This window comes from Enteractinococcus helveticum (assembly GCF_020742345.1).
Taxonomy (GTDB): Bacteria; Actinomycetota; Actinomycetes; order Actinomycetales; family Micrococcaceae; genus Yaniella; species Yaniella helvetica_A.
The window spans coordinates 1-16,697 of sequence record NZ_DYXC01000068.1 but is presented as its reverse complement, the minus strand read 5'-3'; the positions used below and the strand labels follow the sequence as shown (position 1 = coordinate 16,697).

The 16,697-nt window shown below is 53.2% G+C and carries 14 protein-coding genes; 7 read left to right on the top strand and 7 right to left on the bottom strand.

Features of this window, described 5'->3' with window-relative positions:
* Positions 1-692: ATP-binding protein (locus K8V32_RS05340; RefSeq protein WP_524536694.1), on the bottom strand; the 692-nt coding region annotated here is incomplete at its 3' end.
* A gap of 333 nt (positions 693-1,025) precedes the next feature.
* Between K8V32_RS05340 and K8V32_RS05335 the strand changes: the two genes are divergently transcribed.
* On the top strand, positions 1,026-1,247 hold the full coding sequence (locus K8V32_RS05335; protein ID WP_043057905.1) for a DUF7455 domain-containing protein: 222 nt from the start codon (positions 1,026-1,028) through the stop codon (positions 1,245-1,247).
* Positions 1,248-1,429: 182 nt separating this feature from the next.
* Here K8V32_RS05335 and K8V32_RS05330 read toward each other — a convergent pair whose 3' ends face one another.
* From K8V32_RS05330 to K8V32_RS05320, 3 genes are all read right to left on the bottom strand, one after another.
* Positions 1,430-2,710, bottom strand: a complete 1,281-nt coding sequence (locus K8V32_RS05330) for an RNA polymerase sigma factor (RefSeq protein WP_303904006.1) — start codon at positions 2,708-2,710, stop codon at positions 1,430-1,432.
* A 288-nt stretch (positions 2,711-2,998) separates the two neighbouring features.
* Entirely contained in the window at positions 2,999-4,234 is a 1,236-nt protein-coding gene (locus K8V32_RS05325; RefSeq protein WP_303904003.1) for a DUF4192 family protein, read from the bottom strand.
* Between the two features lie 217 nt (positions 4,235-4,451).
* A complete protein-coding gene (locus K8V32_RS05320) occupies positions 4,452-5,594 on the bottom strand; it encodes a PAC2 family protein (RefSeq protein ID WP_303904000.1) in 1,143 nt (380 codons plus the stop codon).
* 155 nt (positions 5,595-5,749) lie between these two features.
* On the opposite strand from K8V32_RS05320, the gene K8V32_RS05315 reads away from it, so the two are divergent.
* The 4 genes from K8V32_RS05315 to K8V32_RS05300 all read left to right on the top strand — a co-directional run bounded on the left by K8V32_RS05315 (position 5,750) and on the right by K8V32_RS05300 (position 11,195).
* Positions 5,750-7,306 carry a leucyl aminopeptidase gene (locus K8V32_RS05315; RefSeq protein ID WP_524536693.1) on the top strand — a complete coding sequence of 519 codons (1,557 nt, stop codon included), beginning with the start codon at positions 5,750-5,752 and terminating at the stop codon, positions 7,304-7,306.
* A 278-nt stretch (positions 7,307-7,584) separates the two neighbouring features.
* Positions 7,585-8,958, top strand: coding sequence for a dihydrolipoyl dehydrogenase (gene lpdA / locus K8V32_RS05310; RefSeq protein ID WP_303903997.1), 1,374 nt, complete (start codon positions 7,585-7,587; stop codon positions 8,956-8,958).
* Positions 8,959-9,052: 94 nt separating this feature from the next.
* Complete coding sequence (sucB, locus tag K8V32_RS05305) at positions 9,053-10,816, top strand: 2-oxoglutarate dehydrogenase, E2 component, dihydrolipoamide succinyltransferase (RefSeq protein ID WP_303903994.1); 1,764 nt, start codon at positions 9,053-9,055, stop codon at positions 10,814-10,816.
* Positions 10,817-10,835: 19 nt separating this feature from the next.
* Positions 10,836-11,195, top strand: coding sequence for a hypothetical protein (locus K8V32_RS05300; protein WP_303903991.1), 360 nt, complete (start codon positions 10,836-10,838; stop codon positions 11,193-11,195).
* Between the two features lie 74 nt (positions 11,196-11,269).
* Here the strand turns inward: K8V32_RS05300 and K8V32_RS05295 are convergent, their stop codons facing one another.
* A complete protein-coding gene (locus K8V32_RS05295; RefSeq protein ID WP_303903988.1) occupies positions 11,270-12,778 on the bottom strand; it encodes a serine/threonine-protein kinase in 1,509 nt (502 codons plus the stop codon).
* 96 nt (positions 12,779-12,874) lie between these two features.
* On the opposite strand from K8V32_RS05295, the gene K8V32_RS05290 reads away from it, so the two are divergent.
* A complete protein-coding gene (locus K8V32_RS05290) occupies positions 12,875-13,678 on the top strand; it encodes a DUF4191 domain-containing protein (protein ID WP_303903986.1) in 804 nt (267 codons plus the stop codon).
* A gap of 45 nt (positions 13,679-13,723) precedes the next feature.
* Here the strand turns inward: K8V32_RS05290 and K8V32_RS05285 are convergent, their stop codons facing one another.
* The gene (locus tag K8V32_RS05285; protein ID WP_303903982.1) at positions 13,724-14,134 is read right to left on the bottom strand and encodes an RDD family protein; all 411 of its coding nucleotides are present in this window, start codon (positions 14,132-14,134) and stop codon (positions 13,724-13,726) included.
* Positions 14,135-14,294: 160 nt separating this feature from the next.
* On the opposite strand from K8V32_RS05285, the gene glnA reads away from it, so the two are divergent.
* Entirely contained in the window at positions 14,295-15,722 is a 1,428-nt protein-coding gene (gene glnA / locus K8V32_RS05280) for a type I glutamate--ammonia ligase (protein ID WP_303903979.1), read from the top strand.
* A gap of 460 nt (positions 15,723-16,182) precedes the next feature.
* Here glnA and K8V32_RS05275 read toward each other — a convergent pair whose 3' ends face one another.
* The gene (locus K8V32_RS05275) at positions 16,183-16,413 is read right to left on the bottom strand and encodes a hypothetical protein (RefSeq protein WP_303903976.1); all 231 of its coding nucleotides are present in this window, start codon (positions 16,411-16,413) and stop codon (positions 16,183-16,185) included.
* Positions 16,414-16,697 lie beyond the last annotated feature (284 nt).

Genomic DNA, 16,697 nt, shown 5'->3' with positions numbered 1-16,697 from the left:
TCGGGGGTGAAAATCTGTGAATCAGCCCAATACCTGATCTTGGTGCCGGTTAACCCGCGCTTGGCTTTACCAACAACGTCAACTTCAGATCCTGACTTCAACGGGGTAAAGGCAGCCTCAGGTCGAGGTTTCCCTTTATCGTGGAATTGTCCTGGTTTACCTCGTTGGAAACTCAGCTGGTGGACCTTCCCGCCACGAGTGACCTGAACATCCAGGCGTGAGGACAGCGCGTTGACAACTGCAGCCCCAACACCGTGCAAACCGCCTGCCGCCGCATAAGACTCGGAGCTGAATTTACCACCGGCGTGCAGCTTAGTGAAAACAACTTCTACACCTGAAAGGCCGGTGCGTGGTTCAATATCTACAGGGATACCGCGGCCATTGTCTGCCACCTCAACTGATCCGTCAGCAAATAAGGTGATATCGATGGACTGACCGTAACCTGCAAGCGCTTCATCAACAGAGTTGTCGATGATCTCCCAAAGGCAATGCATGAGGCCGCGTGAATCGGTGGAACCGATATACATCCCCGGACGTTTGCGCACCGCTTCGAGTCCTTCCAGGACTGATAAGTTTCGCGCGCTGTACTCGGCTTGTTTGACCACGAAGTGTTGAACCCTTTCAGAGGATAATTCACAGAAGTCTGCATCGTTCTCAACAGCATTCATCTGCTGTTTACAAATAATCGACATTAGTAAGAATAGTGGGTATCTGCCGCAGATCTGGGATTTATGCTGTCTCTGAACACTAAGTGAAGCAGCCAGGAGACTTCTTTCGCCTGGCGCGTATGGCGCTGACCAGATCTTTGAGAATCCACAACCAACTGGCAATATGGATCCACTGGATATGCATGCATGACCAGTGGGATACAACGTTGACATTATGCTTGGTGTTTGCCGGTGGCTGTCTCAGTACAATCGGGCATAAAACATATGGTCAGTGCGTTGTTCTACACAGGAATGAAATAACCTGTCAGGATGGAAGGACCAACCTAACAGAGTTTGGACCACAAATTAGGAGGCCCAATGTCCACGGCAACTAGTCTTGAGCAGCCAACCCTCAACGCCGCCGATCGTTGCGACCGTTGCGGAGCCCAAGCTTACGTTCGTGCAGTATTACCTTCGGGCGGCCAACTGTACTTCTGTGCTCACCACGCACGCCAGGTTGAAGAGAGCCTTCGTCCGCAAGCTGCTGTGTGGCAGGATGAGACCAAGCGTCTCGAAGAAGAACGCTCTGCGAGTCTATAAGTTTGGCCGGTTGTAACTAGTACACCGCGCACGGTTATTAATACAAAACCTCCGCACCAATGTCATAGCGTTGGTGCGGAGGTTTTTGGTGTCTCATGATTGAACCGGGTTGATTTGGGTCAACAAGAAATCGAGTGACGTTGTAGAGTTACTCGATTTCTTGTTTCCGACCAAGGCCTCATTTACTCTAGGTAATCACGCAGTACCTGTGACCGGGATGGGTGACGTAGCTTGGACATCGTCTTGGATTCAATTTGACGAATACGCTCGCGCGTCACACCGTAGACTTTTCCAATTTCGTCTAAGGTCTTGGGTTGTCCATCGGTGAGTCCGAAACGCATAGCAACCACACCTGCCTCACGTTCTGACAACGTATCCAAAACGGAGTGCAACTGTTCTTGCAGCAGTGTGAATCCAACAGCATCAGCCGGCACAACCGCTTCGGAGTCTTCGATGAGGTCGCCAAATTCCGAGTCGCCGTCTTCACCTAGCGGCGTGTGCAATGAAATTGGCTCGCGACCGTACTTTTGAACTTCGATGACCTTTTCAGGAGTCATGTCCAGCTCGGTGCCCAATTCTTCGGGGGTAGGTTCACGGCCGAGATCTTGCAGCATCTGCCGCTGCACACGGGCCAGCTTATTAATGACTTCGACCATGTGCACGGGGATACGGATGGTTCGGGCCTGGTCCGCCATGGCGCGCGTGATAGCTTGCCGAATCCACCAAGTGGCATAGGTCGAGAATTTGAACCCTTTGGTATAGTCGAATTTTTCAACTGCACGGATCAACCCGAGGTTGCCTTCCTGAATCAGGTCCAGAAATAGCATGCCACGGCCGGTGTAGCGTTTGGCCAGCGAAACGACCAAACGAAGGTTTGCTTCAAGCAAATGGTTTTTTGCACGGCGACCATCAGCAATGATCAGCTGCATATCACGGCGAAGTCGTGGGTCAGACATGTCTTCTGTCTGCATCTTATGCTCGGCATATAGGCCGGCTTCAATACGGGTTGCAAGATCGACTTCTTCTTCGGCATTGAGCAGCGCGACTTTACCGATCTGTTTCAAATAGTCTTTGACCGGGTCTGCGGTTGCACCGACGATATTGACTGCACGCTGTTGCGGAGCGTCTTCTTCTGTTTCTGAGACAACGAAACCACCGGCTTTGATGGTGGATGCAACGTCTGGTTTTTCAGGACCAGCTGTTTTCTTTACTTCTTCCTCTTCGTCATCTTCTTCGTCTTCGACGATTTCTTCGTCTACGTCGTCGATTTCTAAGTCTTCTTCGTCTTCAACGTTTATATCGTGGTCTTCGACGAATTCTTCTTCAAGGTTTGATTCTTCGGAAGCCATGGTCGTTTTCTTACCATTCTTGGTAGCAGCTGCCTTCTTTGTCGTCCCTTTAGCTGTGGTCTTCTTTACAGCAGAAGCTTTCTGGGCAGTAGCCTGTTTTGGAGTAGTAGTCACTCAGGTCCTTTCCTTGGCAGCCGTATGAGTAATAAACTCACACACGATCAACACACCTATGACCCTGTCAAGTCCGTTGTGAAGTAATCACAATACGTCCCGGTTCACACAAGATGTCGACCGATGTACGAGTACGGATGCAGGGTCTCTGGTACGTGTAACGCGCTAAGTGATGGAATTGTTCCCATCGTGACAAAAACTTTCAAAAAAGTTTTTCCACACAGCCGTTAGATCAGAACATTATGCCACAGGTTCCCGCAGTTACGCGTCATTGACGTATCGCACTGCTCAGGCTGCGTTTCGTGGCGACCATGCACTTTCTGCTCGTGTGGCCCAAGCCGCGACTCTGCCATTCCGCAGAACATTTTCAAGGCCGATCAAGATCTGTTCTGTGGGGAAATGCTTACGAGCCTGGCGGAGATAGTCTAAAGCAAGGCTACCCCGACCTCGCACCCACTCAATCCACACCAGCATCCCAGAGAGCCCACCACCGGAACGATGGTCGGCTAAAGGTAGCAACTGATGGCACAGACGCTCCAGGACTGCGATACGCTGCCAGTCCGGAATCCGATCGGACTCCCCCAACAGACACCCTCTGGTAGCTAGACCATCTTGCATATTGCTTTGCTCCCCCGCAACAAGTGCTAGCTGGTTAGGAAATTGCTCTAGTGCCAGCATGCCGCGAATCGCAGTTTGAACGTCGAAGCATGCAACTGCGAGCACCGCATCGCGAAGTCTTGGATGTTCTATTGCCGATAACAACTCAGCGACTTGATCCGTGTGTAACATTTGCGGCCCCTGTCCCAGGTGCTCGTCCCAGCGCTGCAGCCAATTTAATACAACCTTGGGGCGTTGTTCCAGGAGTTCTTGAGTCGGTACAACATCCTTCGAACTAGCCGATAATGTTGGCGGGAAAATCAGCTTCTGGGCTGGTCCTTGAGGCCGCGACCGTGTTTGCCCTTGTGGATCGAGTTCCTGAAAAAGCTCCGTAGATTCAGGATCATTCAGAACCTCTCCCCGGATTTTACAGTCAGTCGTCACGGCACAACGCAAATGCCATAACTGGTCGTGGTGAATCAGCCAAGACTCTTCGATTGGGACGCCCTGCAATCCGAACTGGGCGGTTAATATCCCATTGACCGTGTCTGTGACTGCAAGTGCGTGAGAGTTTGAGACACTCACCTCGGTGGCCATATAAACCAAGAGACACCCAGTGGTCGATGGTTCACGAGCCATGAGTTGGCCTAGATATTTGCCCAGCTCCATCAGCTGCTGTTCTTGTGTCTCGGTAATACCAAAATCAAAGAAAGTAACACTTTCAAGGGTGTCGGACTGCAGCATCTTGTCCAGAGCTTCTGGTAGATCACAGCGGACTACCGTGGAAAGCTGACGTTGGGCAAACGCCACCATAACTAAAGAATCGGTTGGCCGAAACCCCAAGGTACTTTGAACGTAGGCCAGTAGCTCTTCGGGAGTACTCACCCGAAGACGACGGGTCAACTCATGGCTGGATGCATCTGCCAAGCTCCCAGTATTGGGCTCATCTGTGAGCGCGTACCGTGTCGGCGTTAGATGATGAGGTGGGTGCTGGGGCGAGTCGTTCGTGATGGGAACAGAAAAATCATTTTGCTCAGGTCTCATGACCCAAGCATGAAACACTTTCGGTGACTCCGGGTGAGTTCAGTTGCCGAATGTGGATAACTCGGCGCTGGGTTCGAGTTGTCGGACAAGCTGTGGATAATCAGTCAGTTTCATCATCTTCAGCGTCTTCGGGTTGCTCATTATCTTCGCTAGCGTTATAGAAGTCGGTGATGAATTCAACGCTATCGGGGCCGACATTAGCTCGAGAGGGCCGCATGGGTTCAGATGGCGGTTCATCAATGTTTCCGGTATTCACAGTGGTGTGACGATCGACGGCCTGGCCGGCATCATCGTGTTGAACCTGACTGCTCAAATAGGACTCAACCGCCGAACCAATCTCTTCCGCGTCCGGCATCTGTTGGTCCTGATCCAGAAGGAGGCTACGGGATTGATGTTCTTTCGCGTATTCGTCAAAGCGTTCTTCCAAGTGCTGCAGCATTGCTGCGATATCGGGCCGATTTTGCACTTGTGCTGCAATCTGTTGTTCGACTTCACGTCCCGATTCGCGCAGCTCCTCGGTCGGCAGCATCAGCCCCATGGCAGCACCAATGTACTCTAGTGCCGCAACCGCAGCCTGTGGATAGGTTGCATCCGCCAGATAATGGGGCACATGTACGGTATAACCGCTGACACGACGACCAGCTTCAGCTGCTCGAAGTTCCAGCAGTTGTGCGGTGCCTGCGGCGATGCGGCCTTTCGGTGCCCACGTTGCCAGTCCTTCAAGGAGTTCTTTGGCCGTGCCATGCGTGGTCACGCCAAGTGGGCGAGTATGAGGAACCGGTAGTGGGACAGCATCCACGAACGTCACCAGGTTTACATTGAGCTGATCAACCAGAATCATCACGGCCGCCACGAAACGATCCCACTGATAGTCAGGCTCGGGGCCGCTGAGCATCAAAAACGGTCTTTGCATCTGATCTTTTAGCAGATGTAATGCTAATTCGGGGGTTTCATAGTCGTAGAAGCGCTGTCCATCAAATCGAAGATGTGGACGGCGTGCCCGGTAGTCCAGAAGTTGGTCTGTATCAAAGGTTGCGAGACGTTGATGGTCCAGACGCTCGAGCAGCACATTTTCCAATTGCGTCGAAACGTTGCCCGCATCGAGATACCCAGAAAACACGACCAGCAAATCGAGGCCGTGTAGGGACGGGGATTCGTTATCGCCGTCGTCGGTTTGGCCGCTGCCAGCCAATAACTCCTTAGCTGACGACGACATTCGAATCAGATCAACCGGATCGAGCACGCAGACTCCTGACGTTATTTAGTGAACACAATGCTGCTTGACACTATTTAACAGAACACAAGGGCCATGTCACTTATTCCGCTGGCAAACTGAGCTGGGTCGTTATGATGGAGTCACCAATCGTATCTATTTTGCAATCGCAAGGACGTGATTTCGTGGCTCAAAACGCCGCTTCCAATGGTTTCATCGCCGAGTTCGCTATAGACCTGACCGCTACCACCACAATCGATCAAACCGAAGCCCTCGTACTTGGTGTGGAATCCACCGACGATGGTCCGGTTATTGTTGCCCCCGGTCTGGATGAGAACGCGGTGTCTGGCCTTCAAGACCAGCTTGAAGCACTCGGGGTCAAAGGCAAGGCCGATGAAGTCACCCGGGTTGCTGGTTCGACGACCGGCTTCGATACAAAAATCGTGGTTCTAACCGGGCTGGGTTCCGCCGACGCCCCTGCCCAAGGCACCCCAATGTTGGACAACTCCCCTGCAGGAGAGATTTCTGCTGAAGCGCTTCGTCGGGCTGCTGGCGCAGCAACCGCGAAATTGGCTGGGACCACCGAAATCACCATCGCGCTGCCGGCTGATAGTGCTGCACGTTTGACCGCAATTGCGGAAGGAGCCGCACTGGGCACCTATTCATTCGACGGATATAAAACCAAACAAGACAACGGCGATGAAGAACAGACCAATGGTGTAGATCTGAAAATCGTCACTGAACTAGCCGAGGCCGACACGCTGCTGGTGCGCGCCAGTGCCGTTGCACGGGCAACTTTTATTACTCGCGATCTCGTCAATACCGCACCATCGCATCTGTTCCCCGGCACATTTGCTCAAGAAGTCGAAGCGCTAGTAGAGAATTCCAATGTGAAGGCCACAGTCTACGATGAACAAGCTCTTGCTGAAGGTGGCTTCGGTGGACTTTTGGGTGTGGGCCAGGGCTCAGCGAACCCTCCACGGTTAGTCAAGTTGGAATACACCCCAAATAATGCCAAAGGTCACGTCGCTCTTGTAGGTAAGGGCATAACTTTCGACACCGGTGGCATCTCATTGAAGCCCGCTGGTTCGATGGAGACCATGAAATCGGATATGGCCGGTGCCGCAACAGTAGCTGGTGTGCTGCACGCTGTCGCCGAACTCGGGTTGGACGTCAACGTAACCGGTTGGCTTGCCATGGCAGAGAATATGCCATCGGGTACAGGCATTAAGCCTTCAGATATCTTGACGATTCGCGGCGGTACCACGGTTGAGGTTATGAATACCGATGCTGAAGGTCGTCTGGTACTGGCCGATGCACTAGTGGCCGCCACCGAAGAAAACCCTGACGTCGTCGTCGATATTGCCACATTGACCGGTGCTGCGATGGTTGCTCTGGGTGTACGGACCACCGGCATCATGGGCGCCGAAGACGTTCGCTCAGAACTGGCTGATGCTGCAGCAACGACCGGCGAAATCGTCGTCGATATCCCGATTCCAGAAGAAGCGCGTGCAGGATTCGATTCTAACGTCGCCGATCTAAAAAACACCGGTGAACGATACGGTGGGATGCAAGGGGCAGCAGCCTTTTTGCGAGAATTCGTCGGTGACACCCCCTGGGCGCACTTGGATATTGCCGGGCCGTCATTTAATGAATCCAGCCCACGTGGTTACACCGCCAAAGATGCCACCGGTGCCATGGTTCGTACCCTGATCGAATTTGTTGCGAATCGCGACAACTAAATACATTGCATAAGGCCGTTGTGTTACCGATCGTGGTAGCCCAACGGTCTTATGTTTACTACCGGGTGTCAGACCCAGATTGATGAGAGACCCATCAACTGAGTTAACGTGGCTCAGCTTATGGAACAACACCGGTACGAACCGATAAGGTTAAGATCAAGTGTCCAAAAAACTGCCGTGGTGACTCCAGGCATTACTAAGTCAAAGGACGCGTGGTTGGAAACCAATAACGAGGACAACTGCGGGGCGAACCTCCGCATAGATGAGGAGCATCAATCGTGACTGAAACCGCTACAGAATTCGACGTACTAATTCTCGGCGGTGGATCCGCCGGTTATGGTGCGGCTTTACGCGCCGTACACCACGGGCTAACCGTAGGTCTTATTGAAAAAGACAAGGTTGGTGGTACCTGCCTCCACTATGGTTGTATCCCAACCAAGGCGTACTTGCACGCGGCTGATGTGGCAAATAACGCCAAGTCTTCTGAGAAATTTGGTGTCAAAGCCAGCTTCGAGACCGTCGACATGGGGGCCGTCCGCGAATACAAAAACGGCATTGTTGACGGAAAATTCAAAGGCCTCCAGGGTCTGCTGAAAATGCGTAAGGTGACTACTATTGCCGGCAACGGTCGCCTGGTATCTGAAAATCAAATTGATGTTGATGGCACCGTATACACCGGTAAGCACATCATCCTCGCCTCTGGTTCCGTTTCCAACACCATGGGTCTGACCGTCTCGGACAAAATCATTACCTCCACCGAAGCACTGCAGCTGGATTACACACCAAAATCTGCAATCGTGCTGGGTGGCGGTGTGATCGGTTCTGAATTCGCTTCCGCATGGAATTCCTTTGGCATCGACGTGACGATTATCGAAGGCTTAGATTCGCTGGTACCAAACGAAGACCCTGCAATTATCAAGCAGCTCACTCGTAGCTTCCGCAAAGCCGGCATCAAATCCAACCTGGGAGTCTTCTTCGAAAAAGTTGAAGAAACCGACACCGGTGTGAAAGTCACTTTGGCAGATGGTAAAGAATTCGAAGCCGAAATCTGCTTGGTTGCAACCGGCCGGAAACCAAATACTGAAAACATGGGTTACGAAGAAGTTGGCATCCCAATGGATCGTGCCCACGTCGCCGTCAATGAGCGCTTGCACACCGGTGTTGGCAACATTTACGCGATCGGCGACATCGTTAAGGGTAAGCAGTTGGCTCACCGCGGTTATCAGCACGGTAACTTCGTCATCGAAGAGATCATGGGCAATAACCCCCTGAAGGTCGAAGACCGCAACATCCCTGGCGTTACTTTTACCACCCCAGAAATCATCTCCGTGGGTATGACCGAACCGGCTGCCCAAGAAGAATTCGGCAAAGACAACGTCGAAACCGTGGAATACAACCTTGCCGGCAACGGCAAGTCATCCATCATCGGTACCACCGGTATTATCAAGATGGTTCGTCAGAAGCACGGTCCTATCGTTGGTGTACACGGCATCGGCGACCGTATTTCAGAACAAATTGGTGAAGCGCAGCTGATCGTCAACTGGGAAGCATATCCAGAAGATGTCGCCCACTTCATCCATGCCCACCCAACTCAGAACGAGTCCCTGGGTGAAGCAGCCATGATGCTCAACGGATTCCCGTTGCACGCCTAGTCATCCAGATGGTTGCACCACCATGGCAGCCACCAGCGCATAAACACTGAACGTGTTGAGCATTATAAGAGGAATAGAGAGGAAACCGGACGGAATGTCTGAAACCATTACTCTGCCAGAACTGGGCGAATCGGTAACTGAAGGTACCGTAACCCGTTGGCTCAAAGAAGTAGGCGACACTATCGAGGTCGACGAACCTATCGTAGAGATCTCTACCGATAAGGTCGATACCGAGATCCCATCCCCGGTCGCCGGCACTGTCCTGGAAATTTTGGTCCAGGAAGACGAAGACATTGAAGTCGGTCAGGCACTGGCAGTCATCGGTGAGGAAGGTGAATCCGCCTCGGATGCACCTACTGATGATTCAGCAGCTGAAGAGCCGACGGAAGAGACAGCTGAAGAAGCCCCTGCTGAACCGGCATCTGCTCCAGCAAGCGGTGGTGGCTCCGGCGACACGCAAGAAGTCACTCTGCCTGAACTGGGCGAATCCGTCACCGAAGGTACGATCACCCGTTGGCTCAAAGAAGTAGGCGACACTATCGAGGTCGACGAACCTATCGTAGAGATCTCTACCGATAAGGTCGATACTGAGATCCCATCCCCGGTCGCCGGTACTGTCCTGGAGATCAAAGTCCAGGAAGACGAAGATGTTGAAGTAGGACAGGTTCTCGCCTTAGTCGGTTCATCTGACGGAGCTGCCGCAGCACCAGCCCCTGCACCAGAACCAGAACCAGAACCAGCTTCGGCTCGTGCCGATGAAGCACCCGAGGCTGAAGAAGCACCTGCTGAGGAACCAACACAGCCAGCTGCGTCGAAACCAGAACCAACCCCGGCTCCTACACCACCAGCAGAAAAGGCCCCGTCCTCGCCGGAAGAGACACCACGCGGCGACGGTTACGTCACCCCACTGGTCCGTCGTCTGGCCCGTGAACAGGATGTCGACCTTGCCGAAGTAACCGGTACCGGTGTTGGTGGCCGCATCCGCAAGCAGGATGTCCTAGCAGCCGCTGCCGCTAAGGAATATGAAGCCCGTCAGGAAGCTCCGGCCGCTGCTGCACCTGCCACTGCCGCCACTGCCGCTCCTGCTGCTTCTCGTCCTGCTCCAACAGATCCAGTATCTTCCGTCGATCCATCCAAGCGTGGTACTACTGAGAAGGCACCTCGTATTCGTCAGGTCATTGCCGATCGTATGGTCGAGTCGTTGGAGACTTCAGCACAGCTGACCCAGGTCCACGAAATCGATATGACGCGCATTGTCAACCTACGTAACCAGGTGAAGGCGCGTTTCAAAGCTGAAAACGGCGTCAACCTTACCTTCTTGGCGTTCATTACCCAGGCCGCTACTGAAGCTCTGCGCGCACATCCTGCACTTAATGCTGAGTACAACGCTGAAACCAAGGAAATTACCTATCATGACCGCGAAGACATCGGCATTGCCGTTGATACCGAACGGGGACTGATGGTTCCGGTTATCAAGGGGGCAGGCAACCTGAACCTGACGGGTATCGCTAACGCGATCTCCGATTTGGCACTGCGTACTCGCGACAGCGAGGTCAAACCAGACGAGCTGTCCGGTGGTACCTTCTCGATTACCAACCTTGGTTCTTTCGGTGCGCTGTTTGATACTCCGGTCATCAACCAGCCCCAGGTTGCCATCCTTGGCCCAGGCAACATCGTCAAACGTCCAGTGGTCAGCACCGATGCCGAAGGTAACGATGTTATCGCTATTCGTCACATGATGTATCTCTCGCTGACTTATGATCACCGTATCGTTGACGGCGCCGATGCCGGTCGCTTCATGACCCAACTGAAGAACCGTCTAGAAGGCGGCGAATTCGGTGGCCAGCTGGGTCTCTGAAAGGAACCACAGTAGCTTTATGGAAATTGTACAAACAATCTTCATTGCGATTCACATCCTGTCGATGGCAGCCATCGTTGGGGGTTGGCTCGCCAACTTCAAGAACCCAACAGTGACCAAGTCCCAGTGGTATGGAGCGATTTTCATGATCATCTCCGGCGTCGTCCTATTCGGACTCGCTGAAATGATCGGTGACCCTGATGGGGCACTCCGTATGAAATTGACCATTAAACTCGTCTTGGGTCTGATGGTTTTCGTTACCGCGCTCCTTGGTCGTCGCAAGATCAACCGTGGTGAAGAAATATCTACTGGCTTGGCTCACGCCACCGGTGGAACTGCTGTGATCGCTGCACTCGTCGCAACGCTATGGCGTGTCTAGCACTGTAAATACCGTTCAAATGCCGCAGAGATTTTTCTCTGCGGCATTTGTTTTGTCGGCTCGCACGTGGTTTCCTAGCCAACGGCCACCATGCGCCAACCGTTGGCGGTCTCGACGAGCTCGAGTTCAATAGCTTCCTGGTGAGGCTCTATCTGCTGAATCGCTTCGCCAGCTGCATCCCGCTGCACATAACCATCGATCCGCCACGTCACGGACAACACGGTGATGTCACCAGACCGACTCACGCGGTCTAGACCTGCACGCATGCGAATCCCCTCGAGATAGTGTCCTGCCTCTGCTAATACGCTGAGAAGTTCTACGTCATCATGAAAAATTTCTGAATCAATCAGCGCATACTGTTCGACCTGGTCGGGTGCGGTTGCCGCCCACACAGCACTTCGCGCTTTTGCAAGCTCGTCTAAGACCGCTTGAAAATCTTCCTGTCCTGAAACGTCGGCGATTTGGTCGCGTGCAGTTGAAGAATAGTGAACAGAATCGGCTTCATGAGTCATAGTGAACACAACCCCACAGGCCAGCAGGAAACTACCCAGTGCGATGGTGATCCGCTGGGGCACTCGGCTTCGATCTTTCTTAGGAGTCGTTCGGCTGCGAGATCTCCCACCGGGACTTATGATGGCGGCTTTCTTAAGTTTGAAAGTCCGCTTTCGCTTAGCATCGAATTCCGGTTGTCGGGTGGGCAATACCAGCTCGTATTGTTCCCCTACCGATGCATACAGATCAACGGGTTCTGGTATTGCCCATTGTGCGACCGAATCCAGTAGTTGGTCCAGATCCGGACGCATCAACGGGTTTGCACTCAAACTTGCTTCTAATACCTCGAAGATTTCCGGGTCCAATTCGGGCCGTAACGTGGTCAGCGGGACCCGGTGCTCAGGTGCCCCAGGAGCCCTACCTGTCAGACAGAACCATGCCACTGCGGCTAAAGCATAAATGTCTGCACTGGCGTCCAGCCCCACTTGCCGAGATGTTGGCAGAACGAGCTCGGGTGCGACAAATCCCGGTGTCCCGGTACGCGCATGCTGATGGGCAGTAGCCCGCGTAGCACCGAAATCGATCAGCACAGGGCGTCCAGTAAGGTCAAACAGAATGTTGCGCGGTGAGATATCCCCGTGGACGATTTGGCGAGCCAGTAAGTACTGGGCTGCTTGAATCATCGGCAGTACAACGGTCACAGTCTGAGCAATACTGAGCTGTCCCGTAGCCCCCACCAGATCTGTCAGAGTACCTCCGGCAAGAAACTCCCAAAAGGTTGCTTCTTTTAAGGAGCTCAGTTCTGGGTCATCACCGACATTGATTGGTCTAATGATATTCTCATGCGATAGCTGCGCTGCCAGCTTCGCTTCCTTCGAAAGTTCACCAGCCAGTCCACAATCGCGTGGTGTCTTACACGCGACCTGGCGACGATGGATCTTATCTTCAAGCAGCCAGACCTCCGCACTACTGCCCGATCCTAGATGCCTTATTACTCCCCACTGGTCAAGTGTTTCTAGCGATTTCGGTGCTAACCGCGTAGACACCCGTTCCATCAATAGGCTGGGACGCTTGGCTAAGGGTACATTCACGGTTCACCTCCTGGGACAGGTATGCATCTATGATGCCTGAAAGCGGATAGGTACGATTGAGTTATCCACAGGTGTTAGGGCTAGAATGGGTTTATCATGGCTGAACTGAAATCTTCCGGCGCATCACAAGCGCCAAAAAAGGACATAAAGACCGTCAAGGCTGAGCAAAAAGCCCGTCGTAAGGCTGAGAAACTCGAAGCAAAGGAACGCAAGAAGGCTAGCAAGGCCAATAAACGGGGTTTCTTTAAGCAAATCGGCGATGTCTTTAAAATGACGCGCAAATACGATCCGTCAGTGGTCTGGTGGATGCTGGGCGCATTCGTTGCTGCCCTGCTGGTCGGTCTGGTGATTGGTCTGCTGACTGGTTCACCGGTGTTGTGGACACTGATGTTCATTCCACTGGGTCTGCTTGCTGCCATCATCATCATGAACAAAAAGGCCGAGAAGGCCGCTTTTGCTCAAATTGATGGACGGCCGGGCGCTGCTGGTGCTGCCCTGTCACAATTGGGCCGCGGCTGGGTCGTTGAAGACGAACCTATCGCTGTGAATCCACGGACTCAAGAAACAGTGTTCCGTGCCACCGGCAAAGCTGGTGTCGTCTTGGTCGCGGATGGTGACTATAACCGCGCTAAGAAATTAGCGGACAAGCAGCGAAAGCATATGGAACGTTTTCTGCCAAACGTTGAGATTCGTGTACTGCAAGTTGGCAAGGGACCCAGCGAAGTAGAATTGCACGAGGTCAAATCGACTATCAAACGTATGAAGAAGACGTTGAATCGTCACGAAGTGCGTGCCGTTGAGCAGCGTATTTCCTCATTGCCCAAGAATACCCTCGGTATTCCAAAGGGCGTTGACCCTTACCGGATGCGTCCAGACCGCAAGTCAATGCGAGGCCGCTAGTCCGGAGACCCCGGTAGTGCTGGTGACTGGTCGGTATTGTGGAGATTACATTTGAATCTCTACAGTACCGGCCATTTTGTCGTGCAGCCCCCGACCGTCTCGGTCGATGATCAGGGCCGGTACGACCAAACCCAGCAGTACCGCACGGATGGCTGCCTGGTACAGCTTGACTGGGGCCCCACCAACTTGAACAACTTGAATGCGAAATAGCAATTTTCCAAGTGTGGTAGCAAACAACCACAACAGTGCGAAGTGCAAGACGACAAAGACGCCCAGTACCAGCCATTGATTCCCGGACGCAAGCATCAAGCCAATACCTGAAGCAATAAACCAATCCACAAACAGGGCACCAATTCGGCGCGGATAGGAAGCAGCGGAGGCAGGACCGGATTCTGGAAGACCCAAAAACTCGCCAGCCCAACGGGTTTCTCTAGAAGAATATTGTGCGTTGCTCATCGGCTCCAGCTTAGTTGTTCCGCGTCGTCGGCAGGATATTGGTCGAGGCAAGTCCAATGTGCCCCAGACCGCATTCTGCGTCTCGTGTGGCTGAGAACTTCATTGTATAGTGCAAAGTCGTTAAGCTTGAACCATCGTGTACGCAATGAATGGAGTGACAATGTTCACCTCACCAGAAGAAGTCTTGTCTTATATTCGGGACGAGGAGGTGGTCTTCGTTGACATTCGTTTCACTGATTTGATCGGCGGCCAGCACCACTTTAACGTCCCTGCTGAATCAGTAGACGAGGACTTCTTCACTACCGGCCAGCTCTTCGACGGATCATCTATCCCGGGCTTTGCCGGTATCGCCGACTCCGATCTGCAGCTTATCCCTGACGTCGGAACAGCGTTTGTGGATCCTTTCCGTAAACATAAAACCCTGTGTATGTCGTTTTCCATCTTGTCACCGCGCACCGGGGAAGCCTATGTTCGAGATCCACGCTCGGTAGCCCAGCGCGCTGAAGACTACGTAGCGGCAACAGGCATTGCCGATACCGCAATTTTTGCTGCTGAGGCCGAATTCTATATCTTCGACAGTGTCCGTTTTGAAGCACATCAACCTAACCGAACCTTTGTTTGCATCGATTCTGATGAAGCCTATTGGAATGACGGCACACAGCTCGAAGGCGGCAACTTAGGCCACCGCAACAGAACCATGAAGGGGTATTTCCCGACCCCACCGGTGGACAAACACGCTGATCTGCGTGACGATATATCGCTGCTCTTAGGCCAGGTTGGTCTCGAGGTGGAACGCTCTCACCACGAAGTTGGTGCCGGTGGTCAGGGAGAGATTAACTACAAGTTCAATACCCTGGTTCGTGCTGCTGACGACGTCCAGCTGTTCAAATACATTGTCAAGGGGGCAGCCCTAGAAGCCGGAAAAACCGCAACTTTTATGCCGAAACCCGTCTTTGGAGATGGCGGCTCCGGCATGCACTGCCACCAGTCATTGTGGATGGACGGCGAACCACTGTTCTATGATGAGCGCGGTTATGCCAACCTATCGGATACCGCTCGCTGGTACATTGGCGGCTTGCTCAAACACGGTTCGGCCGTTCTGGCGTTCACCAACCCGACAGTGAACTCCTATAAACGTCTGGTCAAAGGCTACGAAGCACCGATCAACATGCTGTATTCACAAGGCAACCGTTCCGCAGCCATTCGTATCCCAGTGACCGGATCCAACCCCAAAGCAAAGCGGTTGGAATTCCGGGCACCTGATCCATCGGGCAATCCCTACCTGGGATTCGCTGCGCAATTGATGGCTGGGCTGGATGGGATTCGCAATCGCATCGAACCGGCAGAGCCCATCGACAAAGACCTCTATGAGCTGCCCCCGGAAGAAGCAGCCAACATTCAGCAGGCGCCACGTACGCTGGCAGAGGCTATCGATGCGCTCGAAGCAGATCACGATTTCCTATTGGCCGGAGACGTGTTTACCCAAGACATCATCGAAACTTGGATCCAGTTGAAACGCGAAACTGAGATCGCACCAATGGAAGCCATGGTGTCACCAAAAGAATTTGAGCTCTACTACAGCGTCTAACCGCTGGATTTTCCAACGTTCTGAGCCCCTTGCTGATCGCCATCACGGCGCGTTCGGCGAGGGGCTCAGAGTCTTAACCGGCTCTTCACGGTTGCTCTGACGTCTGGCGCATCGGCACCACAGCTGCTGTCGCACTATGGCGTATGATTCAAACGGTCAGTAGCACCCCGCCAGTTACGGCGAGCGCAAGCACCAATACCATCGCAGCTGGCCAGAACCCGAAAACGTTAAGCGTAGTATTCGAGGTGTTTTTGATGTTTGGAAGGACAAATCATAGCCGCGCAAGTATCGGCCCGGGGGCCTAAGGAAAAAGCCGCAGCCCGTAACGCCGATTCGGCCATGTTGGTCGACGCTGTGGCCAGACGCCAGCTCTTTGGATACCGCGCACCATGAGGATTACCACCAGCACGGTCAATAGTCCCAGGTTTTTGTCCAGGATCGTTAACACCAGTGTCCCGACTTACGGTGTGTTGCCCTCGGTGAGGGCAATAATTTCCGAATTGATGTTCTCGTAGTGTTCCATCCCTTCGCCGCTGCCATGCCAGGGCGGTGTCGCACCATCGGTCCCCGACTGTGAACATTGTGCTTCCTCAAAAAGTTCCGGCGCTAGCAACTGCTCACCAGACGGTGCTGTGCCGTGGTGAGTTACCATGGCCAACCATTGGCAGAGATGTTCAGCTGTCGTGATCACTCTCCCCCTGCACCTGCGACCAACTGTTGCGCTTGACGCAGTGGTATCGATTTAGACTGCCACCAGCCCACATCACAGACGGCTCAGTGGGTGCGTAACCGTACCGAAGTAATACCGCTGGAATAATTCCATGCCCACGGTCGTGCCTTGTCGATACCTGCCGCTACGCTAGGACGTGATGAGTAAATTTTCCCAACGTATTCGAATCGTGCCTTCTGGATATGACGACGGCTGGGTGCTAGAGATCGATGGAGAAGTTCAATCACATGTCGATCTGCACGATC